Origin of the sequence: Tardiphaga sp. 841_E9_N1_2, from assembly GCF_051811065.1 — a bacterium.
GTDB lineage: Bacteria > Pseudomonadota > Alphaproteobacteria > Rhizobiales > Xanthobacteraceae > Tardiphaga > Tardiphaga robiniae.
Window position 1 is genome coordinate 4947151 of sequence record NZ_JBPWQC010000001.1, and the last position, 24737, is coordinate 4971887.

At 62.1% G+C, this 24737-nt stretch carries 31 protein-coding genes; 21 read left to right on the top strand and 10 right to left on the bottom strand.

Annotated features, from left to right (window positions below; all coding sequences use genetic code 11):
• Positions 1-59 precede the first annotated feature (59 nt).
• Positions 60-674 carry a glutathione transferase GstA gene (gstA, locus tag AB8A50_RS23715; RefSeq protein ID WP_120288156.1) on the bottom strand — a complete coding sequence of 205 codons (615 nt, stop codon included), beginning with the start codon at positions 672-674 and terminating at the stop codon, positions 60-62.
• Positions 675-799: 125 nt separating this feature from the next.
• Here gstA and AB8A50_RS23720 point away from each other — a divergent pair, with 125 nt between their 5' ends.
• The 5 genes from AB8A50_RS23720 to AB8A50_RS23740 all read left to right on the top strand — a co-directional run bounded on the left by AB8A50_RS23720 (position 800) and on the right by AB8A50_RS23740 (position 4321).
• Complete coding sequence (locus AB8A50_RS23720) at positions 800-1300, top strand: MarR family winged helix-turn-helix transcriptional regulator (RefSeq protein WP_068732586.1); 501 nt, start codon at positions 800-802, stop codon at positions 1298-1300.
• A gap of 96 nt (positions 1301-1396) precedes the next feature.
• Positions 1397-2767 carry a glutamate--cysteine ligase gene (locus tag AB8A50_RS23725; RefSeq protein WP_093761676.1) on the top strand — a complete coding sequence of 457 codons (1371 nt, stop codon included), beginning with the start codon at positions 1397-1399 and terminating at the stop codon, positions 2765-2767.
• Positions 2768-2916: 149 nt separating this feature from the next.
• Complete coding sequence (locus AB8A50_RS23730; protein WP_089266816.1) at positions 2917-3432, top strand: PAN domain-containing protein; 516 nt, start codon at positions 2917-2919, stop codon at positions 3430-3432.
• A 27-nt stretch (positions 3433-3459) separates the two neighbouring features.
• Positions 3460-3819, top strand: coding sequence for a DUF6152 family protein (locus AB8A50_RS23735; protein ID WP_089266817.1), 360 nt, complete (start codon positions 3460-3462; stop codon positions 3817-3819).
• A gap of 10 nt (positions 3820-3829) precedes the next feature.
• Positions 3830-4321 carry a DUF6644 family protein gene (locus AB8A50_RS23740; RefSeq protein WP_439079099.1) on the top strand — a complete coding sequence of 164 codons (492 nt, stop codon included), beginning with the start codon at positions 3830-3832 and terminating at the stop codon, positions 4319-4321.
• On the opposite strand, the gene AB8A50_RS23745 is transcribed toward AB8A50_RS23740, so the two are convergent.
• Genes AB8A50_RS23745 through tldD form a run of 4 tightly spaced genes read right to left on the bottom strand, consistent with a single transcriptional unit; the run spans position 4312 to position 7481 of the window.
• Positions 4312-4668 carry an MmcQ/YjbR family DNA-binding protein gene (locus AB8A50_RS23745; protein WP_439079100.1) on the bottom strand — a complete coding sequence of 119 codons (357 nt, stop codon included), beginning with the start codon at positions 4666-4668 and terminating at the stop codon, positions 4312-4314. The two genes, AB8A50_RS23740 and AB8A50_RS23745, sit on opposite strands and share 10 nt — an antisense overlap.
• Positions 4665-5264 (bottom strand): nucleotidyltransferase family protein, encoded by a 600-nt coding sequence (locus AB8A50_RS23750; protein ID WP_439079101.1) that lies wholly within the window; start codon positions 5262-5264, stop codon positions 4665-4667. The genes AB8A50_RS23745 and AB8A50_RS23750 overlap by 4 nt, the downstream gene beginning before the upstream one ends.
• Before the next feature lie 16 nt (positions 5265-5280).
• The gene (lepB, locus tag AB8A50_RS23755) at positions 5281-6057 is read right to left on the bottom strand and encodes a signal peptidase I (RefSeq protein ID WP_439079102.1); all 777 of its coding nucleotides are present in this window, start codon (positions 6055-6057) and stop codon (positions 5281-5283) included.
• A complete protein-coding gene (tldD, locus tag AB8A50_RS23760) occupies positions 6054-7481 on the bottom strand; it encodes a metalloprotease TldD (protein WP_089266822.1) in 1428 nt (475 codons plus the stop codon). Before tldD ends, lepB begins: the two co-directional genes overlap by 4 nt.
• A 343-nt stretch (positions 7482-7824) precedes the next feature.
• On the opposite strand from tldD, the gene AB8A50_RS23765 reads away from it, so the two are divergent.
• A complete protein-coding gene (locus AB8A50_RS23765; RefSeq protein WP_439079103.1) occupies positions 7825-9009 on the top strand; it encodes a PepSY-associated TM helix domain-containing protein in 1185 nt (394 codons plus the stop codon).
• A gap of 17 nt (positions 9010-9026) precedes the next feature.
• Here AB8A50_RS23765 and AB8A50_RS23770 read toward each other — a convergent pair whose 3' ends face one another.
• A complete protein-coding gene (locus AB8A50_RS23770) occupies positions 9027-9359 on the bottom strand; it encodes a winged helix-turn-helix transcriptional regulator (protein ID WP_439080023.1) in 333 nt (110 codons plus the stop codon).
• Positions 9360-9592: 233 nt separating this feature from the next.
• On the opposite strand from AB8A50_RS23770, the gene AB8A50_RS23775 reads away from it, so the two are divergent.
• The 3 genes from AB8A50_RS23775 (at position 9593) to AB8A50_RS23785 (ending at position 11258) form a co-directional block, all read left to right on the top strand.
• A complete protein-coding gene (locus AB8A50_RS23775; RefSeq protein WP_439079105.1) occupies positions 9593-9976 on the top strand; it encodes a DoxX family protein in 384 nt (127 codons plus the stop codon).
• A 90-nt stretch (positions 9977-10066) separates the two neighbouring features.
• The gene (locus tag AB8A50_RS23780; protein ID WP_089266825.1) at positions 10067-10579 is read left to right on the top strand and encodes a DsrE family protein; all 513 of its coding nucleotides are present in this window, start codon (positions 10067-10069) and stop codon (positions 10577-10579) included.
• A 46-nt stretch (positions 10580-10625) separates the two neighbouring features.
• On the top strand, positions 10626-11258 hold the full coding sequence (locus AB8A50_RS23785; RefSeq protein WP_439079107.1) for a TlpA family protein disulfide reductase: 633 nt from the start codon (positions 10626-10628) through the stop codon (positions 11256-11258).
• An 18-nt stretch (positions 11259-11276) separates the two neighbouring features.
• On the opposite strand, the gene AB8A50_RS23790 is transcribed toward AB8A50_RS23785, so the two are convergent.
• Positions 11277-11837: an invasion associated locus B family protein gene (locus AB8A50_RS23790; RefSeq protein ID WP_439079108.1), complete on the bottom strand. Its 561-nt coding sequence runs from the start codon at positions 11835-11837 to the stop codon at positions 11277-11279.
• Between the two features lie 483 nt (positions 11838-12320).
• Here AB8A50_RS23790 and coxB point away from each other — a divergent pair, with 483 nt between their 5' ends.
• The 12 genes from coxB (at position 12321) to AB8A50_RS23850 (ending at position 23248) form a co-directional block, all read left to right on the top strand.
• Positions 12321-13166, top strand: coding sequence for a cytochrome c oxidase subunit II (coxB, locus tag AB8A50_RS23795; RefSeq protein ID WP_120288166.1), 846 nt, complete (start codon positions 12321-12323; stop codon positions 13164-13166).
• A gap of 103 nt (positions 13167-13269) precedes the next feature.
• On the top strand, positions 13270-14895 hold the full coding sequence (gene ctaD, locus AB8A50_RS23800) for a cytochrome c oxidase subunit I (protein ID WP_068732612.1): 1626 nt from the start codon (positions 13270-13272) through the stop codon (positions 14893-14895).
• A gap of 101 nt (positions 14896-14996) precedes the next feature.
• Positions 14997-15938: a heme o synthase gene (locus AB8A50_RS23805; protein WP_309943809.1), complete on the top strand. Its 942-nt coding sequence runs from the start codon at positions 14997-14999 to the stop codon at positions 15936-15938.
• 16 nt (positions 15939-15954) lie between these two features.
• Positions 15955-16128, top strand: coding sequence for a CoxF protein (locus AB8A50_RS23810; protein ID WP_120288167.1), 174 nt, complete (start codon positions 15955-15957; stop codon positions 16126-16128).
• 18 nt (positions 16129-16146) lie between these two features.
• The gene (locus AB8A50_RS23815; RefSeq protein ID WP_120288168.1) at positions 16147-16767 is read left to right on the top strand and encodes a cytochrome c oxidase assembly protein; all 621 of its coding nucleotides are present in this window, start codon (positions 16147-16149) and stop codon (positions 16765-16767) included.
• A gap of 101 nt (positions 16768-16868) precedes the next feature.
• Positions 16869-17726 carry a cytochrome c oxidase subunit 3 gene (locus AB8A50_RS23820; protein ID WP_089266832.1) on the top strand — a complete coding sequence of 286 codons (858 nt, stop codon included), beginning with the start codon at positions 16869-16871 and terminating at the stop codon, positions 17724-17726.
• 80 nt (positions 17727-17806) lie between these two features.
• On the top strand, positions 17807-18202 hold the full coding sequence (locus AB8A50_RS23825) for a DUF983 domain-containing protein (RefSeq protein ID WP_439079110.1): 396 nt from the start codon (positions 17807-17809) through the stop codon (positions 18200-18202).
• The gene (locus tag AB8A50_RS23830; RefSeq protein ID WP_439079112.1) at positions 18199-18954 is read left to right on the top strand and encodes an SURF1 family protein; all 756 of its coding nucleotides are present in this window, start codon (positions 18199-18201) and stop codon (positions 18952-18954) included. Before AB8A50_RS23825 ends, AB8A50_RS23830 begins: the two co-directional genes overlap by 4 nt.
• A 126-nt stretch (positions 18955-19080) precedes the next feature.
• Positions 19081-20496: a threonine synthase gene (gene thrC / locus AB8A50_RS23835; RefSeq protein ID WP_439079113.1), complete on the top strand. Its 1416-nt coding sequence runs from the start codon at positions 19081-19083 to the stop codon at positions 20494-20496.
• On the top strand, positions 20496-21785 hold the full coding sequence (locus tag AB8A50_RS23840; RefSeq protein WP_093761650.1) for a M16 family metallopeptidase: 1290 nt from the start codon (positions 20496-20498) through the stop codon (positions 21783-21785). The genes thrC and AB8A50_RS23840 overlap by 1 nt, the downstream gene beginning before the upstream one ends.
• A gap of 34 nt (positions 21786-21819) precedes the next feature.
• A complete protein-coding gene (locus AB8A50_RS23845) occupies positions 21820-22407 on the top strand; it encodes a GNAT family N-acetyltransferase (protein ID WP_309940551.1) in 588 nt (195 codons plus the stop codon).
• 154 nt (positions 22408-22561) lie between these two features.
• On the top strand, positions 22562-23248 hold the full coding sequence (locus tag AB8A50_RS23850; RefSeq protein ID WP_439079114.1) for a hypothetical protein: 687 nt from the start codon (positions 22562-22564) through the stop codon (positions 23246-23248).
• A 71-nt stretch (positions 23249-23319) separates the two neighbouring features.
• Here the strand turns inward: AB8A50_RS23850 and AB8A50_RS23855 are convergent, their stop codons facing one another.
• From AB8A50_RS23855 to AB8A50_RS23865, 3 genes are all read right to left on the bottom strand, one after another.
• Positions 23320-23808 (bottom strand): F0F1 ATP synthase subunit B family protein, encoded by a 489-nt coding sequence (locus AB8A50_RS23855; RefSeq protein ID WP_068732624.1) that lies wholly within the window; start codon positions 23806-23808, stop codon positions 23320-23322.
• A 4-nt stretch (positions 23809-23812) separates the two neighbouring features.
• Positions 23813-24382 carry a F0F1 ATP synthase subunit B family protein gene (locus AB8A50_RS23860; protein ID WP_439079115.1) on the bottom strand — a complete coding sequence of 190 codons (570 nt, stop codon included), beginning with the start codon at positions 24380-24382 and terminating at the stop codon, positions 23813-23815.
• Positions 24383-24444: 62 nt separating this feature from the next.
• Positions 24445-24672, bottom strand: coding sequence for a F0F1 ATP synthase subunit C (locus AB8A50_RS23865; RefSeq protein ID WP_068732626.1), 228 nt, complete (start codon positions 24670-24672; stop codon positions 24445-24447).
• Positions 24673-24737 lie beyond the last annotated feature (65 nt).

Genomic DNA, 24737 nt, shown 5'->3' on the forward strand with positions numbered 1-24737 from the left:
ACAAAAAAGGGCCGGATCATTGATCCGGCCCTTTCATATTTCAGCGCGATGCCAGCAGCTTACGCCGCCTTCATCAGGCCTTCCTTCTCCAGCGCGGCCTGCACCTGCGGGCGGGCAGCGACGCGGTCCTTGTAGGTCATCAGGTTCTTGAATTCGGAGAGATCGATGCTCATCCGGTCGGCCCATTTCAGCATGACGAACAGATAGCCGTCAGCGACGCTGAAATCCTTGCCCAGCAGGTAGTCCTTACCTGCGAGCTGGCCATCGAGATATTTGAACTTGCCCATCAGGCGGGTCTTGAAGAAGCCCTTCACTTCGTCATCGAACACCGGCTGGAACAACGGGCTGAAGTTCTTGTGCAGCTCGCCGTTGATGAAGCCAAGATATTCCTGCAGCTGGCGGCGTGCATCGCTGCCATTGGCCGGCGCCAAATTTTTGGCAGCAGCTTGGTCGGCGATGTACTGCACGATAACCGGACCTTCGGTCACGAGCGCTCCGCTGTCGAGGCCGAGGGCTGGCACCTGGCCCTTGGGGTTGATGGCGAGATAGTCGTCGCCATTTTCCAGCTTCTTGGCTTTGAGGTCGACCTTCACGAGATCGTAAGGCAGGCCGGCTTCGAGAAGTGCGATATGAGGCGAGAGCGAGCAGGCGCCTGGCGAATAATACAGCTTCATCGAAAATTCCTCCCTGAAGACATTGGTTTAACCACGCGGGTGACTAAATGCATTTGCATGAACGAGTCAAGATTGATGCAGCTGCATCAAGTGGGCTAGGGTGCCGCCACCATTTGGACTGAGCCATGAAACGTAAACCTTCCACCGAGGCGACAGCCGCCTGGATCCGCCTGATGCGAATCCAGAGCCGGGTGCTGGACGGCGTCGAGCAGGACCTCAAGCGCGCCGGTTTTCCGCCGCTCGCATGGTACGACGCGTTGGCCGAGCTGTCGCGCTCGCCGACCGGCGAGATGCGTCCGGTCGAGCTCGAAAAGCAGATGCTGATACCGCAATATTCGACATCGCGGCTGATCGATCGTCTGGTCGACGAAGGCCTGGCTGCACGCCGCGAATGCAAGATGGACAAGCGCGGCCTGTTCGTCGAGATCACGGCTGCTGGGCGCGAGTTGCACAAGAAGATGGGCTGCGCCTATTCAACGGCGATCGAGAAACATGTCGGCTCGAAACTGTCCGACGCAGATGCAGCAAAACTGTGCGGCCTGCTCGACCGGCTCGGCTGCGCGTGCCAAGAAGCGGCATCGACAGTGACATCGCCGGCCGCCAGAGACGCCGCGCCGGCGCGATGAACCTTAAATTTTTGCCTGCGTTCGCGACCCGCACGGGCCGCGGGCGTTCCCGACACCGCGCGCAACAGATTGCAGCGCCTTTCATTCGGAATTTCCATGGCGCGTGACCAAATCGATATGACGCCGCTGCAGTCGCGCGACGAACTCGTGGCGTGGCTAGCGGCGGGCGTGAAGCCGCCATCGGAATTCCGCATCGGCACCGAACACGAGAAGACGCCGTTCACGCTGAACGGTCACAATCCCGTGCCTTACGAAGGCCCGCGCGGCATCGGCGCGGTGCTTGACGGCATGAAGCATCTGCTCGGCTGGGAGCCGATCATGGAAGCCGGCAATATCATCGGCCTCTATGACGTCACCGGCGGCGGCGCAATCTCGCTCGAGCCCGGCGGCCAGTTTGAATTGTCGGGCGCGCCGGTGGAGACAGTCCACCAGACGCAGTCCGAACTGATGGCGCATCTTGCGCAGGTGCGTGAAGTGGCGACGCCGCTCGGCATCGGCTTTCTGGGCCTCGGTCTCACGCCATCCTGGTCGCGCGCGCAGATTCCGGTGATGCCCAAGGGCCGCTACAAGATCATGACCAACTACATGCCCAAAGTGGGCCAGTACGGTCTGGACATGATGTACCGGACCTGCACGGTGCAGACCAATCTCGACTTCTCCTCGGAAGCGGACATGGTCAAGAAGCTGCGCGTTTCCGTTGCGCTGCAGCCGATCGCGACCGCCTTGTTCGCCAATTCGCCGTTCACTGAAGGCAAGCCGAACGGCTTCCTGTCGTTCCGATCCGAAGTCTGGCGCGACACCGACAATGCCCGCTCCGGCATGATCCCGTGGGCGTTCGAAGACGGCATGGGCTTCGAGCGCTGGGTCGATTACGCGCTGGATGTTCCGATGTATTTCGTCAAGCGCGGCGACACTTACATCGACGTGTCGGGCTCGTCGTTCCGCGATTTCTTTGCGGGCAAGAACGAGAAGATACCCGGCGAGCGACCCACTCTCTCGGATTGGGCCAATCATCTCTCGACGATTTTCCCCGAAGTGCGCCTGAAGCGTTACCTGGAAATGCGCGGCGCCGATGGCGTGCCGTCGGATCGTTTGCCGGCACTGTCGGCGTTCTGGGTCGGATTGCTTTATGACGACAGCGCCCTCAATGCGGCCTGGGATATCGTCAAGAACTGGACTGCGGCGGAGCGACAGGCGTTGCGCGACGATGTGCCGAAGTTGGGCTTCAAGGCGAAGATCAAGGATCGGTATCTGTTCGAAATCGCCAAAGAGTGTCTGTTGCTCGCCCATGGCGGCCTGCGCCGGCGCGGCAAGCTCGACGCGCACGGCCGCGATGAGTCCCACCATCTGGAGGCACTCGACCGGATCCTGGATTCCGGAAAGACTCCGGCCGAGCAGATGCTCGACAGGTTCCATGGCGCCTGGGGTGGCTCGGTGGCGCCCGCCTATAAGGAATACTGCTTCTAGATCAGCGGCTTGGCGAAGCTGAAAATCCGTTCATCGGCGGTACAGGTGACCGGCGTTCCAATGGCGTCCTTCTTACGCCGTTTGCAAACCGCTGAAAGTCATCCTGCATGCCGAGGAACCTGTTCAGAGCGTGTCTGACAGCCCTCGCCATGCTGTTGCTCGCAGCCGTTACGCCCGCCCAGGCGCAAACCAATTTCGATCGCCCTGGCGGTGACTATTCGCGTTCGGTCTCACTGTCCGGCGATCCGGCCGAATGCGCGCTGATCTGCGAGCGCGACAAGAAGTGCCGTGCCTGGAGCTTCAACTATCCGAGCGATAATTCCGAAAACGCGGTGTGCTGGCTGAAAGACAAGGTGCCGCCGCGGGTCGAGAGCTATTGCTGCGTCTCCGGCGTGCGTGGCGCCGGCGTCATCGAGCCGCGCACCGGTCCGGTGGAAACCTCGACAGATCGTTTTGGCGGCGACTATCGTTCGTTCGAGATCAAGAACGACGACAAGGCCGAACACGGCGATGCCTGCCGCGATGCCTGCCAGGGCGACAATAAATGCCGCGCCTGGACCTTTGCGCGGCCCGGTTATGCCGGCAAGAATGCGCGCTGCTTCCTGAAGAACGACATCAAGCCGCCGCGGCGAAAACCGGGTTTCATCTCGGGCGTTGTGAGGTAGCATTCCGGCAATAAAGGGAGTTGAGCCATGACGCGTCTCCTGCCCGCACTGACATACGCTGGATTACTGATTGCTGGTACGACGGTCGCCGCTGTCGCCCATCACGGTTGGGGCAGTTACGACGCCGCCAATCCGGTCACCGTGAACGGTCCTGTCGAAAACAGCAAATTCGAGAACCCGCATGCGACCATCGTGATCAAGGGGTCCGACAAGGCCTGGACCGTCACTCTTGCGCCGACCTCCCGCATGACGGCGCGCGGGGCATCCGCCGATATCGTGGCTGTCGGCAAGACGGTCTCGGCCTTCGGCTATCCATCCACCGTCGAGAAAGACGAGATGCGCGCCGAGCGCATCACCGTGGACGGCAAGACCTACGAATTGCGATAGCGCCCGGCCCATGACCGAGAGCGCACCCGCGATCTTCATGGCGATGGAAGCGTCCGCAATTGGCGCTGCGATCCGGCAATCGCGCTGGCTCTATATGTCTGCCAATATCGGCCACATCGTCGCGCTGATGTTCTTCGCCGGTGCCATTGCGGTGATGGATGTCCGGCTTGCAGGCGGGTTGGCTGCAACGGCGCCCGGTCCGCTGCTGCGCAGGGCGCGCCGTTTTGCCATTGCCGGATTTCTCGGCCTCGTGCTCACCGGCGGCATTCTGTTTACCGCCGAAGCGAGTCATGTCGTGCTGAACCGCGTGTTTCAGATCAAGGTGGCTTTGATCGCGCTGGGCTTGCTCAATGTCGTCTGGGTTGAGGCGATCATCATGCCGAGGATCGCAGCGTTGCCGCCGCTGTCACCGATGCCTGCGGGCGCGCGGCAAGGCGCTCTGGCATCAATGGTCATCTGGTTCGCGGTCGCCATATGCGGCCGCGCCATTGCCTATTTCTGACGGGAAGAGCCTTCGGTCTCGAACGCTTTGCGCGCGGCCTTCGAGGCCAGCGCCAGCCACTGTCGTCGCAACAGCGGTTCGACCAGAGCGCGCTTAGCCTTGGAGAGGCGGATCAGCACCATCGGATAATCGCGATAATGATCGGTGAAATAGAAGACATTCGGTTCGTTCTCGACGAGCATGTCGCGCTCGTCCCGCGGAACGCCGGGCATCACCAGCGAGTCGCCGTCTTCCTTTAGTCGGACCAGCAGTTTCTTGCGCACCTTGAGAGCGGGTGTACCGTAGGAAGTGCCATCGTCGACTTCAGGCCAAGCGCGCGCGAGTGTGCGGATATCTTCGAACGTCATAACGGCCTTGCCTCGCCGGTCATGTCGAGATGTCGAGCTTCCGAGCCGTGAAGCTTGAGTTTAGGCCACAGGGCCCGCCAGCGTGCAGACTTGGTCCGATACGCCTCTGCGGAGAAATTTGGCACCAGATTCGGGCGCACGACGAATCCATCCACGTCATCAAGTTCGGCTGGCGCGTAGACATCTACACCATTGCTGCTCAGGCCGACTTGCGTGCATCGGGTGAGAAACCGGTCGATGCCATCCGTTGCGCAAGACAAAGCAGGGTATGGCTTGCCGTGTTTTTTGGGATACCAGAGATGGACGCGGACCTGATTGCGCACTTCGATGCGGGAGCCGGTACGGTCAGCGCACTCGCGGAAGCAGGCGATGATTCGATCTTCAGCCTCCCACGACAGATCGGGGTCGAAGTAAAACACGTCGTAGTCATTGATGCCGTAATCGACCCTGCGGTCGGTCAATACGTTCCACGCCGTTTGCGTCAGACAACCGGCGACGATCCAGGCGTCCGGGAGACCGAGTTTATTCAGCCGGCAGAGTAGCGCGTCATGGACCGGATTGCGCAGCACAGCAGAAATGAAATCTGCTGTGCGCATGCTGCTGTCGCGGCGCTCAATGCACCCCGGTGAAGAACCGCGCCATGCGGAAGCCCGATAGCCAGTTGCTCACCGGCTGGTTGCGCACGCCGAGATCCCATGAGCCGACGATGGCATCGACACGGCCGACGAGGTTATCCATCGGCAGCAGGCCGACACCACCTTGCGACACCGGTACGCGGCTGTCGGCGGAGTTGTCGCGGTTGTCGCCCATCACGAACAGATGGTCGGGGGGAATGACGACTTCCGGCGTGTTGTCGAGGCGGCCGTTGTCACGCAGCTTGAAGATCGGATGCGATACGCCGCCGGGCAGGGTTTCGACATAACGATGCGCCGGTTCGGAGCCGCCGCTATCGTCTTCCGCGGCACCGATGCCGTCGGCCTTCACCGACGTCGCGACGCCATTGAGCCAGACCTGACCGCCGCGCAGTTCGACGCGGTCGCCCGGCAGGCCGATTACCCGCTTGACCCAGACCTGGGAGCGGTCGCCGGGCCAGCGAAACACCACGACATCGCCGCGCTTCGGCGTGGTCGCGAAGACGCGGCCGGTCTCGGGAAGGGAGACATGGATCGGCAGCGAGGCTGTTGAGTAGCCGTAGGGAAACTTTGTCGCCAGCAATGCATCGCCGATCAGCAGCGTCGGCTCCATGGAGGCCGACGGCACATAGAACGGTTCGGCGAGCGCGCCCTTGGCGACGAAGACAATGCCGACGATCGCGACGATCTGTGCCAGCTGGCCGGACCAGCGCTTTGCAGTCGATGCGACGGTTGTGGTTTCCGTATCCGTGGTCACTGGCCCGTTCCTCCGATGGTCACCTTGTCCATGCGCAGCGTTGGCTGGCCGACGCCGACCGGCACGCCCTGGCCGTGCTTGCCGCAAGTCCCGATGCCATCATCGAGCGCGAGATCGTTGCCGATCATGCTGATGCGGTGCAGGTCGGTCGGACCGTTGCCGATCATCATCGCGCCCTTCAGCGGCGCGCCGATCTTGCCGTTCTCGATCTTGTAGGCCTCGGTGCACTGAAACACGTATTTGCCGGAAGTTATGTCGACCTGGCCGCCGCCGAAGTTCACCGCATAGATGCCGTTCTTCACCGAAGCCAGAATCTCCGCGGGATCGCGCTGGCCGGCCAGCATGTAGGTGTTGGTCATGCGCGGCATCGGCACATGGGCATAGCCTTGGCGACGGCCGTTGCCGGTCGGCTTCATGCCCATCAGGCGCGCGTTCTGGCGGTCCTGCATGTAACCGACCAGGATGCCGTCCTCGATCAGCGTTGTTCGATTGGTCGGCGTGCCTTCGTCGTCGATGGACAGCGAGCCGCGGCGCGACGAGATCGTGCCGTCATCGACGACAGTCACGCCTTTGGCGGCAACCTGCTGGCCCATCAGGCCGGCAAAAGCCGAGGTCTGTTTGCGGTTGAAATCGCCCTCGAGCCCGTGGCCGACGGCTTCATGCAGCATCACGCCGGGCCAGCCGGGGCCGAGCACCACGTCCATTTCGCCGGCAGGGGCTGGGATCGATTCCAGATTCACCAGTGCCTCGCGCAGCGCGCCGTCGGCTGCCGTGCGCCACGAACCGCTCTCGATGAAGCGCGCATAGCCCTCGCGGCCGCCATAGCCCTTCGAGCCGCTTTCCTGCCGATCACCCTGACCGGCGACGACGGAGATATTCACGCGGACCAGCGGACGGATGTCGCGATAGCTCTCGCCGTCCGGGCGCAGGATTTCGACCACCTGCCAGGTGGCGCCGAGGGAGACCGAGACCTGACGGACGCGCGGGTCCTTGTCGCGCACATAGGCGTCGATTTCGGCCAGCAGCTTGACCTTGGCCTCGAAGCCCGGCGCGTCCAGCGGATTGTCGTCACTATAGAGCCGCACATTGGTGTGCGAGGGGGCTGCGGCAAAGGTACCGGCATAGCCGCCACGGACCGCATTGACCGCATCAGCCGCACGGATCAGCGCCGGGATCGAGACATCGGAGGAATGCGCATAGCCGACCGCATCGTCCTTGACGGCGCGAAGGCCAAAACCCTGCGCGGTGTCGTAGGTCGCCTGCTTCAGCCGGCCGTTGTCGAAGCCAAGCGCCTCGGACTGGCTGTATTCAAGAAACAGCTCGCCATCGTCAGCTCCCTGAAGCCCCCGCATGAGCTCGCGGCGAACCTCGTCGCGGTCCAGATTGGCGCGGTCGATCAGGGAGGTGGTGGCTGGGCTGGTCATGCAGGCTCCAATGTCAGCGGCGCGGCCCCGGCGCCAGGCGCGGGGCCACGATTTCAATTTGTAGCGACAACCCGGGGATGGGTCGCCTTACAATGGCGTAACCTGCGGCGAAACAGGCGATTCAAACCAAGATAGGTGCTGTTTTGACAAAAAGGGAGGCCTGCACATCGCCGGGGCGAGATCCTCTGGGGGCAACCGTGCCAGCCATGATGGGGCTACCTTGGAGCTATTACAAACTGCGCTCCGATGCGCCTCAGGCTGCGGTGCGGTAGACCTCCGAGTACCATCCTGTGTGAACGGTATTCCTTGCAGGACCAATCTCTTCTGGCAATTATCGCTTTTCATGGCCTCACGAACCAAATCCGCATTCCTGCAAGTCCATTCCATCATCGGCCTGGCGATCTCGCTGATCCTCGGCCTGATCGGTCTGACCGGCGCCATGCTGAGCTTCGAGGACGAGATCGTCGCTACGCTGAATCGCGATGTCACGAAGGTCGATCCGCGGCCCGCACCTGTGCTCGGACCTGATGAGCTGGTGGCGCGGGTTCAGGCGGTGCCGGGGGCGGGCAAGGTTGGTCTCATTGTCTTTTCGAGCGAGCCAGGCACGGCGGTGCGGATGCGCTTTGCCCGCAGCGAGACTGGGGAGCGCTCGTCGGTTTATGTTGATCCCTATGATGGCCGTGTGGTCTCGGCGATGCAGGGGGAGGGCTTCTTCGCGACGCTGCGCAACCTGCATCGCTTTCTGCTGCTGCCCGGTAACGGCAATGGCTATGGCCGTCTGATCACCGGCGTCGCCGTGCTCGGCCTGTTCGTGTTGCTGATCTCCGGGATGGTGCTGCGCTGGCCGCGCCGTGTCCGCAGCATCAAGGCCTGGATGAAGCCGAACCTGGCGATGCCCGGCCGTCCGTTTCACAGGTCGCTGCACAGCGTCGTCGGCACCTGGTTGCTGCCGGTCTATCTGGTGACCATTCTCACCGGCCTTTGGTGGTCGTTCGACTGGTACAAGGCCAGCGCCACCTGGTTGCTGTCGAGCAAGCCCGCTGCGAGTGCGCCGGCCATGCGTGGAGTAAAGGGCGGCGCCAAAGCACCTGCCGCTGATGCGCCTGCGACTCCGTCACTCGACAAGGTCTGGTCGACGTTTCTGGCTGATCAAGGCAGCCGCTATGCGATGGCGATCATACAGGTGCCGAACGGACCGGGCAGTGTCGTGCGTATCCGCTCGGTGGCAAAGGATGCGTCATTCGATGAAGCGCGCGACGATTTCCGCATCGATGGCGTGACCGGCCGCATGGTGTCGGCAGAGCTCTACAACGACAAGACATTCGGTGAGCGCATTCTGGCCGCGGTGCTGCACATCCACACCGGTGCATTCCTGGGGCTGCCTGGTCGCATCGTGTTCTTGCTGGCCGCGGCCCTGATGCCGCTGTTCACCGTGACCGGCTTCATCCTGTATTTCTCGCGCCGCCGCCTGCGTGCGGCATCGAAGCCTGGGCGCCGTCATGCGGTCGGGCTGGTGCCCGGCGAGTAAGTCGCTCCATTTCTGGATTAAGGATGAGTCAGGGGCGCTGCGCTCTCGTCGGAGCCGGGTGAGGTCGTGGATCGGGCCTGCATCGCAGAGAAATGCGCCTGCGACCATCGGAACAGTTCGTCGAAGACCGGCCTGAGCGCTCTCGCCGATTCCGTGATTTCATATTCCACCCTCGGAGGGATCTCGGCGAAGACCGTGCGCTTGACGAGTCCGTTGGACTCGAGATCGCGTAGTTGTGTCGTCAGCATGTGTTGCGTCACATTCGGAATCGCTCGCTGCAGTTCTCCAAACCGGTGTTTGTTCTGGACCAGTTGCCAGAGGATTTCACATTTCCATTTGCCGGTAATCATCCCCAGCGCCCGATGAAAATCTTCTACTTCCCGGCCCTGCTGACATTCGGGGAGCGCGATATCGCCTGTTTTTCCATTAGTCATGTTTTTCATACTATCTCAGAAAAAGCATTCTACTTGTCTTTTTCATCTTACTGCCGAAATTTGTGCTTCGAAAGCGCGCCGTGGATCTGAAGCAGACTTTGCCGTCAGCCGCGTCGCCGAAACCGTTTTGACCATCTTCGGAGCTGCTTATGTCATCGTCTTCCGTCACCTCGTCAGCACCGCGGCGCTGGACCTCCATCAGTCTCTGGGCCGTCAGGGGCTTGCTCGCTCTTGCGTTCGCCGCTGCGGGGACTGCCAAGCTTTACGGCGTGCCGATGCTCGTCGAGGAGTTCGAACATATCGGTCTTGGGCAATGGTTCCGCTATCTGACCGGCACGCTCGAAATCCTCGGAGCGGTCCTGATCATCATTCCGTCAACGGTCGCGTTTGGCGCGGCCCTCCTGTGCTGCATCATGATCGGTGCGATTTTCACGCATGTGTTTGTCATCGGTGGTTCGCCGATTCCGGCGATCGTGCTGCTCGCATTGAGCGGTATCGTGGCTTACGCCAAGCGCAGCATGATCCTCAGGTAGCGAGCGCTCACGCTCTCATCCGGCCATCCACGGATTGCCGTTGAAAAAAGCCGAACGTTTCAGTGTGTTCGAGTGCAAGTGATGATTTCAATGCGGAGTTATAGCGGCAAGGCTTTGGCCACGGTGGCGTTCGGTCTGGCGTTTGCGGCACCGTTATTCGTCACTCTGGCTTTGACGGATGCAGGGTCCGCCATTTCAAAGCCGTGGGCGCCGGAGACGAAGCCTGCGGCGGCCAAGGCACATCGTCTCGTGCTGCAGATCAACACTGATGACCCGACCGTCATGAGAGCGCTGATTTCGACGTCGCTAAACCTGCCGAAATACTATCGGGAGACGAAGCAGGACTTCTCGATCGAAATCGTCGCTTACAACGCCGGTATTCATATGTTTCGAGTGGACACGTCGCCGGTCAAGGAACTGCTGAAGGTCGTCCAGGCTCTCACCCCTGACATTCGCTTCGTGGTCTGCGAAGCGACCAAGCTCGGTATGGAGCGCAGCGAGGGCCATCCGATTTCGTTTATCGACAATGTCCAGATGGTTCCGAGCGGGCCTGGGCGGATCATCGAGCTACAGGAAGCGGGTTGGTCCTATATCCGATCCTGAGCGGCACCCTTCGCTACCCTATTTGATGCCCATCGGAGGCTGGACCGTGACAACACCGCACCGCGGACGGGCTATTGCTCGCTCGCCAATCTCGCGACGTACGCTGCTCAAACGGGCACTCGCCACGACGGCCGCATTGGCGGCGGGGGGCGCTGCCGCGGATGCGCGGCCTGACGGGCCGCCGCCCTTTGGCACCACCCGGCATCAGTTCACTGTCATCCGGGGAGCGCGGCCGATCCCGTCCGTTGCGGTGCCTCGCCTAGTTGGCAAGCCGGTTGATCTGACCGCGTTTCCAGGAAAGGTCGTTCTGGTCAATTTCTGGGCGACATGGTGCCCGGCCTGCAAGACCGAACTGCCGATCCTTGATCGACTGCAGGATATCGAGACGCGCGCAAATCTGCAGGTGATCGCGATCGCCACCGATCGCGCGGACGTCGCTTCGTTCGCGCGCAACCTGAAGCTGAGACATCTCGATGTCGGTATCGACCCTGGTGGACTGGTCGCGCGTGCCGGCGAGGTTGCTGCTCCGGATACTCCGTTCAGCCTTTACGCGATGCCTATCTCATATCTGATCGGGACGACGGGGCAGGTCGAGGGATATCTTGCAGGGGAGGCCGACTGGACATCTGAAGATGCCCGGCGATTGCTGGACTATTACAGAGGGCGTGGTTCCGGCTAATGCTGCCGGGTTCAAAGCCTATGGCAGCTTGTCGTAACCCTCGCCGATGCCGTTGAGGCTGAGCGGGAAGCCGATGCCTTCTTCGGGCGTTTCGAAGATGATGAAGGTGGCAGTCTTGGCGGTGCGGAGCTGGGCGAGCAGCTTGTCGTCCATCACGACTTCGGCAACGCAGCCATTGGGCAGGCAGCGCACGAAGCCGGCGCGGCCGACGTCCTGATTGTCGAGCTTGAGGCCGAGGCCGGATGGCAGCAGCACGCCGAGCGGCGCCACCACGCGCATCAGCTTGCTCTTCTGGTCGGCGGTCTTCAGCACGATCACCGTCAGGCCGGCATTGGAGCGGTCTTCCGCCACCACGCTCTGGATCAGGGCACATTGTTCGGCCTGGGCACCGGGTGGGGTGTCGCAGCGGATCTGCCAGTCGCCATGAACCGAGCGCACCGCACCCTGGGCGTGGACGGTGCCCGGGACGGCGGCGATCGTCGCCAGGGCGAGACAACCGAGCGCCAGTCGGCGCCAGCCTGCAATCCCGCGGCTTGGGCGGTTCAGGGTCGGTTTATGCTGCAACTTTGAGTGCCCCATCCGGGTCGATTCCTTAGGCGGTGACGTGGTGGTCGTAGTCCAGGGCAGCACGCTTGACGCTGTCTGTCCGGAGGATTTTTCCAGACCACGGAATGATACGGCAATGACGGCGCCTTGAAGGCATCCACGGAGCCACGAAAGCGCTCGCAGGCGCGAATCAGCATCCTGCTGATCGCCTGATCTGTGCCTACATCGGACAATTCCGCTGTCAAGCGCCGTTCGGCTGCCGCGCGCCTCTTTATGCCTGATTTCATGCAGCAATTGCGACCTTCGTTCAATACCGCCGAATGCATTACGGGATGCGCCACTCCTGCATTGCGACAGACCGCGAATTATGGTTTGAGAGGCTAGATTTCGACGCATTCTAACAACTGCCTCCAGGCCAATCACTTGGGCGTTTTGGCAAATTGGCAGGGTGCGGATCGGGCGGCATAATTCGGCGACAGGCCGAAATGCGACAGTAAATATGGGAGCGCGAGCGGCATGAGGATGTCGAGGGGCCAGATTGGCCGCCGGTTGCTGGGGTTAGCAGTTGTTGGGGCCGGGCTTGCTTTTGGCGGTGCTGCATTCGCAGAGGTGATGGGCCAGCCCGCGCCGTGGGAATTCAAGCTGCAGGAAGCCGCCACGCCGGTGATGGAGAACATCACCTGGTTTCATAATTTCCTGCTCTGGCTGATCACCGCCATCACACTGTTCGTGCTTGTACTTCTCGTCATCGTGGTGATGAAGTTCAACTCCAAGGCCAACCCGGTCGCCTCCAAGACCACGCACAACACGCTGATCGAAGTGGCGTGGACGATCATCCCGGTTCTGATCCTGGTCGCAGTTGCGGTGCCGTCGTTCCGTCTGCTGTTCCTGGAACTCGATATTCCGAAAGCCGACCTGACCATCAAGGCAACCGGCAAGCAGTGGTTCTGGACCTACAGCTATCCCGACAACGGCCCGTTCGAATTCGACTCGCTGATGGCCACCGACAAGCAGCCGCGCCTGCTTGCCGTCGATAACGAAGTCGTCGTTCCCGTGAACAAGGTCGTGCGCGTGCAGACGACCGCCGCGGACGTCATCCATTCCTTCGCGATCCCGTCCTTCGGCATCAAGATCGACGCCGTTCCGGGCCGTCTGAACGAAACCTGGTTCAAGGCCACCAAGACCGGCATGTTCTACGGCCAGTGCTCGGAACTGTGCGGCAAGGATCACGCGTTCATGCCGATCGCGATCCGCGTCGTCAGCGATCAGGAATTCACCGCATGGATCGAGACAGCGAAGAAGAAGTTCGCGTCCAATCCGGCGAATTCCTACGCTTCGGCCGGAACTGCTGTGGCGCAGTAAGCGGGTGACGGAGCCGCGAGGCTCCGCACGCACTGTAAGAAATTAGGGCGAGGGGACCGCAAGGTCCAAAGACTGCCAGAAGAAGACAAAGCAGGATTTGAAAATGGCAACGACCGCGGCAACACCGGCTCACGACGATCACGCCCACGACGATCATGCGCATGCGCATCCGACGGGGTGGCGGCGCTACGTCTATTCGACGAACCATAAGGACATCGGCACGATGTACCTTATCTTCGCGATCGTGGCGGGTGTCATCGGCGGCATCATGTCGATCCTGATCCGCATCGAGTTGATGTATCCGGGCGTCCAGATCTTCCACGAAAGCCACACCTACAACGTCTTCGTCACCTCACACGGCCTGATCATGATCTTCTTCATGGTGATGCCCGCGATGATCGGCGGTTTCGGCAACTGGATGGTGCCGCTGATGATCGGCGCGCCGGACATGGCGTTCCCGCGCATGAACAACGTGTCGTTCTGGCTGCTGCCGGCTGCCTTTGCGCTGCTCATCATCTCGACCTTCGTGGAAGGCGAGCCCGGCGCCAACGGCGTCGGTGCCGGCTGGACCATGTATGCTCCGCTCTCGACATCGGGCCATCCCGGGCCTGCCGTCGACTTCGCGATTCTGGCGCTGCATCTCGCCGGTGCATCGTCGATCCTCGGTGCCATCAACTTCATCACCACCATCTTCAACATGCGCGCGCCGGGCATGACCCTGCACAAGATGCCGCTGTTCGTGTGGTCGATCCTGGTGACCGTGTTCCTGCTGCTGCTGTCGCTGCCGGTTCTGGCGGGCGCCATCACCATGCTGCTGACGGACCGTAACTTCGGCACCACCTTCTTCGCCGCAGACGGCGGCGGCGATCCGATCCTGTTCCAGCATCTGTTCTGGTTCTTCGGTCACCCCGAAGTGTACATCCTGATCCTGCCCGGCTTCGGCATGATCTCGCAGATCATCTCGACCTTTTCGAAGAAGCCCGTGTTCGGCTATCTCGGCATGGCCTATGCGATGGTCGCCATCGGCGGCATCGGCTTCGTCGTCTGGGCGCACCACATGTACACCGTCGGCATGTCGTCGGCGACGCAGGCCTACTTCGTTGCCGCCACCATGGTCATCGCGGTACCAACCGGCGTGAAGATCTTCTCCTGGATCGCCACGATGTGGGGCGGTTCCATCGAGTTCAAGGCGCCGATGTTGTGGGCGGTGGGCTTCATCTTCCTGTTCACCCTCGGCGGCGTCACCGGCGTCGTGCTGGCCAATGCCGGCGTCGATCGCGTGCTGCAGGATACCTATTACGTCGTCGCGCACTTCCACTACGTGCTGTCGCTAGGCGCCGTGTTCGCCATCTTCGCCGGCTGGTATTACTGGTTCCCGAAGATGTTCGGCTACATGTATTCGGAAACCATCGCCAAGGCGCATTTCTGGGTCACCTTCATTGGCGTGAATCTGGTGTTCTTCCCGCAGCACTTCCTGGGTCTGTCGGGCATGCCGCGCCGCTATGTCGACTATCCGGATGCCTTCGCCGGCTGGAACCTGGTGTCGTCGATCGGCTCCTACATCTCCGGCTTTGCCGTGCTGATCTTCATCTACGGCGTGATCGAAGCCTTCGTCCGCAAGGAACAGGCTGCGAACAATCCGTGGGGTTCGGGTGCGACCACGCTGGAATGGACCCTGAGCTCGCCACCGCCGTTCCATCAGTTCGAAGTGCTGCCGCGCGTTCAGTAAGTGGTTTTCGTGCGGCGCTCTTGGGTGCCGCACCGAATTAATGCCTCCGCCGAACTCGCAAGGGTTTCGGCGGAGTGCTCGTAACAAAAGTGAGAATGATCTTGTCCGTCCTCGACCACCATACCATCGACCTGTCTGCCCCTCGCATCTCCGAAGCGGGTGTTGCCGACTACATCGCGCTGCTCAAGCCGCGGGTGATGTCGCTGGTCGTGTTCACGGCCATGGTCGGTTATTTCCTGGCGCCGGGCGATCATCACCCGGTGCTGGCGATCACCTCGATCCTCTGTATCGCTGTCGGCGGCGGCGCCTCCGGCGCGCTGAACATGTGGTACGAAGCCGATATCGACGCCCTGATGTCGCGCACCGCCAACCGCCCGATTCCGCGCGGTCGCATCACCCGGCCGGAAGCACTGACCTTCGGTCTGGTGCTGGCCTTCTTCTCGGTGATGACGCTCGGCATCCTCGTCAACTGGCTCGCCGGCGCGCTGCTCGCTTTCACCATCTTCTTCTATGTCGTGATCTACACCATCGCTCTGAAGCGCTGGACCGCGCAGAACATCGTCATCGGCGGTGCAGCCGGCGCGCTGCCGCCAGTCGTTGCCTGGGCTGCGGCGTCAGGAACGCTCTCGATGGAGCCGGTCCTGCTATTCCTGATCATCTTCTTCTGGACCCCGCCGCATTTCTGGGCGCTGGCCCTGTTCCGCAACGACGATTACACCCGCGCCGGCGTGCCGATGCTGCCGGTGGTTGCCGGTCCCGACGCGACCCGGCTGCAGATCCTGCTCTACACCGTTGTGCTGGTCGCAACTGCCGTCGCACCTTGGCCACTCGGCTATTTCTCTGCCATCTACGGCACGGCTTCGCTGATCCTTGGCGCCGGCATGATGTATCTCGCCGTCGAGGTCTATCGTCTGCGCGAAGGCACGCCTGCCAATCGCGCGACTCGCAAGCTGTTTGCTTTCTCGATCGTCTATCTGTTCGCGCTGTTTGCCATTCTGTTGCTCGAGGTGGTCGTGAAGGCCATCCTCCCGATGGTCTGGTAGAGGGGCGCATGATCCGATGGACAATGAGCGCAAGCCTACCGAGCCAGAGGGCATCGTCCTCACCGAGGCGCAGAAGAAGAGCCGGCGCGAACGCTCGCTGGCCATCGCCTGGGCGCTCGGCATTCTCGTCGTGCTGTTTTTTGCCGTCACCATGGTCAAGGGGCCGGCCGTTCTCATCCGGCCGATGTAATGACAGAAGCCGAGTGACATGACCGATCAGCCGCAGAACATCAAAGCCTCGAAGCCGCGCCTCGGTCGCGATGTGGCTGTGGCTGCGGCGTGCGGTCTGCTGGTCGCCTTCATGGTCGGCGCGTCCTACGCCGCCGTGCCGCTATATAACTGGTTCTGCCGCGCCACCGGCTTCAACGGCACCACGATGGTGGCGAGTTCAGCACCCGCGACGGGACCGATCGCGCGCAAGATCGCCGTGCGCTTCGATGCCAATGTGTCGGGCGGCCTGCCATGGAAATTCGTCCCGGAGCAGAGCGAGATCGAGGTCAAGATCGGCGAGGTCGTGACCGTGTTCTATACGGTGACCAACCAGTCCGCCCGTACCACCTCCGCACAGGCTGCCTATAATGTAGCGCCGCTGACGGTGGGTGCGTATTTCCAGAAGATCAATTGCTTCTGCTTCACCGACCAGACCCTGGCGCCCGGTGAGAAGCGCGAAATGCCCGTCGTATTCTATGTCGATCCTGCGCTGGCCGCGGATAGCGAGAATGACGGACTGAAGTCGATCACACTGTCCTACACGTTCTACCCCCTGCGCGATCCGGCGCCGAAGCCGCTGGCGGCGACGGAGACTGACAAGCGCAAGGGAAACCTCTGAGATACGGGTAACCTTCAGGAGAAATCCTGGAGCGTTCCAAGTTATAAAATTGAGAGAACTCGCACCGGCTTCAACCGGCGCAGCTGACGGAGAGAACCGCAATGGCTACGGCGCAAGCAAAGCACCACGACTATCACCTCGTCGATCCCTCGCCGTGGCCGGCGGTAGGCTCGCTGTTCGCCTTCATCATGGCGGTCGGTGCGGTCAGCTGGATGCATCACATGTATGCCGCGGCGCCCATCGTGTTCGGCGTCGGCACCATCGGCGTGCTCTACGTGTTCGCAAGCTGGTGGACCGACGTGGTTCGTGAAGCTCAGTACAAGGGCGATCACACCCGCGTGGTGCAGATCAGCCATCGCTACGGCATGATCCTGTTCATCGCTTCGGAAGTGATGTTCTTCGTTGCCTGGTTCTGGGCCTATTTCAATTCGTCGCTGTTCCCCGGCGATCCCGTCCATGCCACCCGCGAAGCACTGTTCGGTGGCGTTTGGCCGCCGAAGGGCATCCAGACCTTCGATCCCTGGCACCTGCCGCTGCTCAACACGCTGATCCTGCTGACCTCGGGCACGACCGTCACCTGGGCGCATCACGCGCTGCTGGAAGGCGACCGCAAGGCGGTGAAATACGCCCTGATCCTCACCGTACTGCTCGGCGCTGCCTTCTCCTGCGTGCAGGCGTTCGAATACGCCCACGCCGCTTTCGGCTTCAAGGGCAACATCTACGGCGCGACCTTCTTCATGGCGACCGGCTTCCATGGTTTCCACGTGCTGGTCGGCACCATCTTCCTCTTGGTCTGTCTGTTCCGCGTCTATGCCGGTCACTTCACGCCGAAGCAGCACCTCGGCTTCGAATTCGCCGCCTGGTACTGGCACTTCGTGGACGTGGTCTGGCTGTTCCTGTTCGTCACGATCTATGTCTGGGGCTATGGCGGCCCTATCGTCGGCGCAGCCGCACACTGATCGCATTCGGGTGCTACAAGAGGGCGGCCGCAGGGCCGCCCTTTTTCGTTGGCCTCTGCGGCGTGAAAGAAATTGCCTCGATGCCCGATCAACTCGCTGCCCCCGTCACGCTCGGCCAGACCGTCATCCGCGGCCTGACCTGCAAATGCCCGCGCTGCGGCGAGGGCAAGCTCTATGCGGGCTTCATCAATCTGGCGCCGCGCTGTGAGCGTTGCGAACTGGACTATGCTTTCATCGACACCGGCGATGGCCCGGCGATCTTCATCATCATGCTCGCCGGTGCCATCGTGGTCGGTTGCGCGCTGGTGGTGGAGGTCAAGTATCAGCCGCCATTCTGGCTGCATGCCGCGCTATGGCTGCCGCTGATTCTCGCGACCACGCTGCTGCCATTGCGCTCCATGAAGTCGCTGTTGATCGCCCTGCAATTCCACCACAAGGCCTCCGAAGGCCAACTCATCGATCGCACGCCGAAATGAACACTGTTGCAGCGCGCCGGCGCAGTATCACCGGTCTCGGCATCGTCACGCTCATCATCGTTGGCGTGCTTCTCGGCCTCGGATTCTGGCAGCTACAGCGCCGCACAGAGAAACATGCATTGATCGCTGCACTCACGGAGCGCCTTGCAGGTGCGCCCGGCACATTGCCCGCGCCCGCCACATGGAGCACGCTGACCCCGGCGAAGGACGAATTCCGCCGCGTCAGCTTCTCGGCCACCTACAAATCCGTGCCGGACGGCATGGTCTACAGCTCCGGCTCCGGGGTGCGGCCGGATGTACCGGGCCCGGTGACCTGGGCCTTCCTGCCGGCGCAGCTGGTATCCGGCGAGACTGTCGTGATCAATGCGGGCTTCGTGCAGAACACGATGCAGGATCGCGCCCAGCAGGACCGCGCCGTGCAGAAGCTCATCACCGGAGCGCCGGTGACCATGACCGGCTATCTGCGTTTTCCCGAAACAGCGGGTACGCTGACGCCCCATGACGACGTCAACAAACGTCTGTGGTTCAACCGCGACCAGCGCGCCATGGCGCAGGCGCTCGGCTGGGGCCCTGTCGCGCCGTTCTATATCGATCTGGAAAGTCCCGTGCCGGCCAACGCCATTCCGAAGCCCGGTCCGCTCGAAATCCATCTCAAGGATGACCACATGCAATATGCCATCACATGGTTTGGCCTCGCGGCGGCCGTGGTGATTGCCTTCGGGGTCTGGATAAGGGGGCAGCGGCGGGCCTGAACCCCGGCCAAAGTCGGTTTCCTCGCCCCGCGAAACCCATTATGGTGCCTTCGATTTCACGCGGCGTGAAGTTTTAACCCCATTATTATCAAAGGCTTGGCGGTTTCCGCGCCTTTGGAGGACGCCTTGACGACCTATATCTCGACGCGGGGAGAGGCCCCGAAACTCGGTTTTTGCGATGTCATGCTGACCGGGCTTGCCCGCGACGGCGGTCTCTACATTCCCGAGGTCTGGCCTCAATTGTCGCCCGAGACCATCGCGTCGCTGTTCGGCCGGCCCTATTGGGAAGTCGCCGTCGAGGTGCTCCGGCCGTTCGTGGCCGGCGAGATTTCCGACGAGGATCTCGGGCGCATGGCCAATGAGGCCTATGCCACCTTCCGCCATCCCGCCGTGGTGCCGCTCGACCAGACCGCGCCGAACCAGTTCGTGCTCGAGCTGTTTCACGGTCCGACGCTGGCGTTCAAGGACGTCGCCATGCAGCTCATCGCGCGGCTGATGGATCACGTCCTCGCCAAGCGCAATCAGCGCACCACAATCGTGGTCGCGACCTCGGGGGATACTGGCGGTGCCGCCGTCGATGCCTTCGCCGGCCGCGACAATGTCGATCTCGTCGTGTTGTTTCCGAACGGCCGTATTTCCGACGTGCAGCGTCGCATGATGACCACGACCGGCGCGTCGAACGTCCATGCGCTCGCCGTCGAGGGCCATTTCGACGATTGCCAGGCGATCGTGAAGGGCCTGTTCAACCATCACAAGTTTCGTGACGCCGTGTCGTTGTCAGGTGTGAACTCGATCAACTGGGCGCGTATCGTTGCGCAGGTGGTTTACTACTTCACCTCGGCCGTCGCCGTCGGTGCGCCTGCACGCAGCGTTGATTTCACGGTACCTACCGGCAATTTCGGCGACATCTTTGCGGGCTATGTGGCCAAGCGCATGGGTCTGCCGGTGCGCAAGCTGCGCGTCGCCGCCAACGTCAACGACATCCTCGATCGCACGCTCAAGACCGGCATCTACGAGGTGCGTGAGGTGCACGCCTCGTCGTCCCCGTCGATGGACATTCAGGTGTCGTCGAATTTCGAACGTCTGCTGTTCGAAGCCTCCGGCCGCGATGCTGCGCTGGTGCGTGGCCTGATGGATTCGCTGAAGCAGTCCGGTCGTTTCGTGCTGCCCGAGAAAGTGCTGACCGCGATCCGTGCCGATTTCGAATCCGGCCGCGCCGACGAGGACGAGACATCGGCTGCCATTCGCGCGGCGTGGCGCGAGACCGGCGACCTGATCGATCCGCATACCGCCGTGGCATTGGCCGTCGCCGATCGCGACACCACAGAGATGCATGTGCCCAATGTCGTGCTGTCGACAGCGCATGCAGCGAAATTCCCCGATGCGGTGGAAGCGGCTTGCGGCGTGCGGCCGGCATTGCCGGTCTATCTGGAAGGGCTGATGACGAAGCCCGAGCATATTAAGGTCATGAAGAATGACCAAAGCGATATTGAGCAGTTCGTGCTGTCGGTCAGCCGCGCTGCGAAGCAAGGAGTGTCCTGATGACTGTCGAAGTTACCAAACTGCCTTCGGGCCTGACGGTCATCACCGATACCATGCCGCATCTGGAAACCGCCGCGCTCGGCGTCTGGACCGGCGTCGGTGGCCGCGATGAGAAGCCCAACGAGCACGGCATCTCGCATCTGCTCGAACACATGGCGTTCAAGGGCACCAAGAAGCGTTCGTCGCGCGAGATCGTCGAGGAGATCGAGGCGGTCGGCGGCGATCTCAATGCCGCGACCTCGACCGAAACCACAGCCTATTACGCCCGCGTGATGAAGGCCGATGTGCCGCTGGCGCTCGATGTGCTCTCGGACATTCTCGCCAATCCCACTTTCGTGCCGGATGAACTGGAGCGTGAGAAGAGCGTGATCGTGCAGGAGATCGGCGCGGCGCAGGATACGCCGGACGATGTCGTGTTCGAACATCTCAACGAGCTCTGCTATCCCGACCAGCCGATGGGCCGTTCGCTTCTGGGCACCGCCAAGACGCTGAAGGGGTTTGATCGCGACATGCTGCAGAGCTACCTGTCCACGCATTATCGCGGGCCGGACATGGTGGTGGCTGCAGCCGGCGCCGTGAATCATCGCCAGGTCGTGCATGAAGCCGCCGATCGCTTTTCCAGCTTCGAAGGCACGGCCGCTCCGAAGCCGCAGCCGGCGATGTTCGGCAAGGGCGGTTCGCGTGTGGTCAATCGCGATCTTGAACAGGCGCATCTGACGCTGGCGCTGGAAGGCTTGCCGCAATCGGACCTGTCGCTGTTCAGTCTGCAGGTCTTCACCAACATTCTCGGCGGCGGCATGTCCTCGCGCTTGTTCCAGGAAGTGCGCGAAAAGCGCGGTCTCTGCTATTCGATCTACACCTTCCACGCGCCCTATACCGACACCGGCTTCTTCGGTCTCTATACCGGCACCGATCCCACCGATGCGCCGGAGATGATGGAAGTCATCGTCGATGTCATCAACGAGTCGGTGGAGACATTGACCGAAGCCGAAATCGCGCGCGCCAAGGCGCAGATGAAGGCCGGCCTGCTCATGGCGCTGGAGAGCTGCAGCTCGCGCGCCGAGCAATTGGCGCGGCACATGCTGGCCTATGGCCGTCCGCTCACCGTGGAAGAGCTCGTCCAGCGCATCGATGATGTCAGCGTGGAATCGACCCGCAACGTCGCCCGTGGCTTGCTGACGCGCAGCCGCCCGGCCGTGGCGGCGCTCGGCAGCGGCCGGGGGCTGGACACGGCAGTGGCTTTTGCGGAAGGATTGACCCGCGCCAAGGACAAGAGCCTGCTCCACTAGGCAGGTGAGGTCCGAGGCATCAGGGAGCGAGCCTATGGCCCTGTTTCGTTTGCCATCAAGCGTGCCGGCGGCGCTGGCGCCGCGCGGCTACGGCGTTGCATTGCGCGCGCCCGTGATGAGCGATTTTCCGCAATGGGCCGATCTGCGTGAGCTGAGCCGGGGTTATCTCACGCCGTGGGAGCCGATCTGGCCGTCAGACGACCTGACGCGCTCCGGCTTTCGCCGCCGGTTACGCCGCTATGCTGACGATGCGTCCGCTGATCGCGCCTATCCGTTTCTGGTGTTTCGCGAGTCCGATGGCACGCTGCTGGGCGGCGTGACGCTGGCCAATGTGCGCCGGGGCATCGTCCAGGCGGGCACCATCGGCTACTGGGTCGGCCAACCCTATACGGGGCAGGGCGTCATGACCGCGGCGCTGCGGGTGCTGTTGCCAACCTTGTTCGGCGAATTGAACCTGCACCGCATCGAGGCGGCCTGCATTCCCACCAACCTGCCGTCGGTGCGGGTGCTGGAGAAGTGTGGCTTCTCGCGCGAGGGACTGGCGCGGCGTTATCTCTGCATCAATGGCATCTGGCAGGACCACCTGCTTTACGGCATGCTGCATGAGGACTTCCGCGGGTAGTCGTGTTGCAACGCGATGTCCGGATGTGGCGCAATGGCGCGCATCTGTCCTGTCTCAAGCGCCTTGGGTTCGCCGCCATTGCGCTGTTATAAGGCCCTGCGCACGCCTTGGGCGGGGCTGCGCAAACGACTGAATTTCCGGGGATATCTTCATAATGCGCAACATTCGTTCGATGCCGATCAGCGGCCGCACCGGCGCGCTCCGCAGCCTGCTGGTGATCACTGCAGCAAGCCTGACACTGGCCGGTTGCGGCGGCGGCAGCATGTTCGGCGGCGGTTCGCCGAGCAGCAGCGGCGGCGGCAGTCCGTCGATGACCGATCGCTTCACCCAGTTGTTCTCGGGCAAGTCCACCGAGGTCGGCGCGCCGCAGTCGCCGCAGACCGATGAGAACGATCTGACCTGCCCGAGCGTCAGCATCCGGCCGGGCGCCTCGACCTATGCGGTCGGCGCTGCGGGCAAGCCTGCGGTCGGCAACGATCTGGCTTTCCAGGCCACCATCACCCGGACAGCGCGCTCCTGCGATCTCAATGGCGGTCAGATCTCGGTCAAGATCGGCATCCAGGGCCGCGTCATCGTCGGGCCGGCCGGCGCGCCAGCAGTGGTCGATGTGCCGCTGCGTGTCGCCGTGGTGCAGGAGGGCGTGACGCCGAAGACCATCGCCACCAAGGTGTTCCAGACCAATGTGCAGATAGGCAGCGAGACCAGCGTGCCGTTCAGCCTGGTCGGTGAGGATCTTGTTTATCCCGTGCCCACAGGCACTGCAGGCGATTCCTACATCTTCTATATCGGCTTCGATCCGCAGGCCCTGAAATCGCAGGCACCCGCACGGAAGCGGCGCTAAGGGTTGTCCGAGCCAACAAAAAAGCCGGCGCGATCATCTCGCGCCGGCTTTTTCAGTTTGAAGTCTTTCGCTTAGTTCAACTTGGAGCGAACTTCGCCGATACCCTTGGCGATCAGGTCGTCGGCCACCGAGCCCTTTACGGACTGCGACAGTACCGAGGCTGCCGCATTCACTGCGGCTTCGGCTGCGGCTGCGCGAACGTCTGCGATAGCCTGGGCTTCCGCCATCGCGATCTTGCCCTCGGCGCTCTTGGTGCGGCGAGCGACAAAATCTTCCATCTTGGTCTTGGCTTCCGCGGCTATGCGCTCGGCCTCTTCCTTGGCGGACGTGATGATGTCCTGCGCTTCGCGCTCGGCCGCGGCATGACGCTTCTTGTAGTCTGCGAGCAGCGCGGCGGCTTCATCGCGCAGGCGACGGGCGTCGTCGAGTTCCTGCTTGATGCGGACGCTGCGGTGGTCGAGCGCCGTCAGGATGGTGCGGTGAATACCGAACCAGCCGAAAACCGCCATCAGAAGGACAAAAGCGACGGCGACCCAGAATTCAGCTTGAAGTCCGAACATCCGTTTATCCTTTCAGCGACGCGTCGAGCGCGGCGTTGACGGCGCCTGCATCCGGGTTGATGCCCGTCAGGCGTTCGACGATCGCCGAGGCCGTGTCCGCAGCAATGCTGCGCACATTGCCCATCGCCGTTGCGCGGGTGGTGGCGATGGTCTGCTCCGCTGCAGCAAGCTTGGTGGCAAGGCTCTCTTCGAGTTTCGCCTTGGCCTGCTCCTGTTCCGCATTGAGCTTCTCACGAACTTCGGTCGCTATCGCCTGCGCCTTGGCGCGAGCATTGGCGAGTTCGGTTTCGTAAGCCTTCAATGCAGCGTCCGAATCGCCCTTGAGCTTGGCGGCTTCGTTCAGGTCCGTATCGAGAACCTGCTGACGGGCCGCAAGCACGCCGCCGACGCGGGGCAGCGCCAGACGCGACACGATCAGATAGAGCAAGCCGAACGCGATCGCGAACGACACCAGCTGTGAAGCGAAGGTGTTGCTCTCGAACGGCGGAAACGACGCCTTGTGACCACCGTCTGCCGCAGTGTGTGCGGCAGTCCCGTGATCGGCGCCCTTGGATTTGCCCTGACCTTCAGCCACAGCAGTCTCCTTATCGATCGGAAGCGCTCCAGGACGGAGCGGCAACCGGATCCGTTTTCAGCTTAGACGGCGAACAGCAGCAGCAGCGCGATCAGCAGCGAGAAGATGCCGAGCGCTTCGGTCACGGCGAAGCCGAAGATCAGGTTAGCGAACTGGCCCTGGGAAGCCGACGGGTTGCGGAGCGCACCGTTGAGGAACTGGCTGAAGATCATGCCGACGCCGATGCCAGCGCCACCCATGCCGAGACAAGCAATGCCGGCGCCGATGTACTTCGCTGCGATGGGATCCATAGTAAAACTCCTTCTTGGGATAGGGGATTAAGACAGTTGAGGGGTGGAATTCCGCCAGAACACTA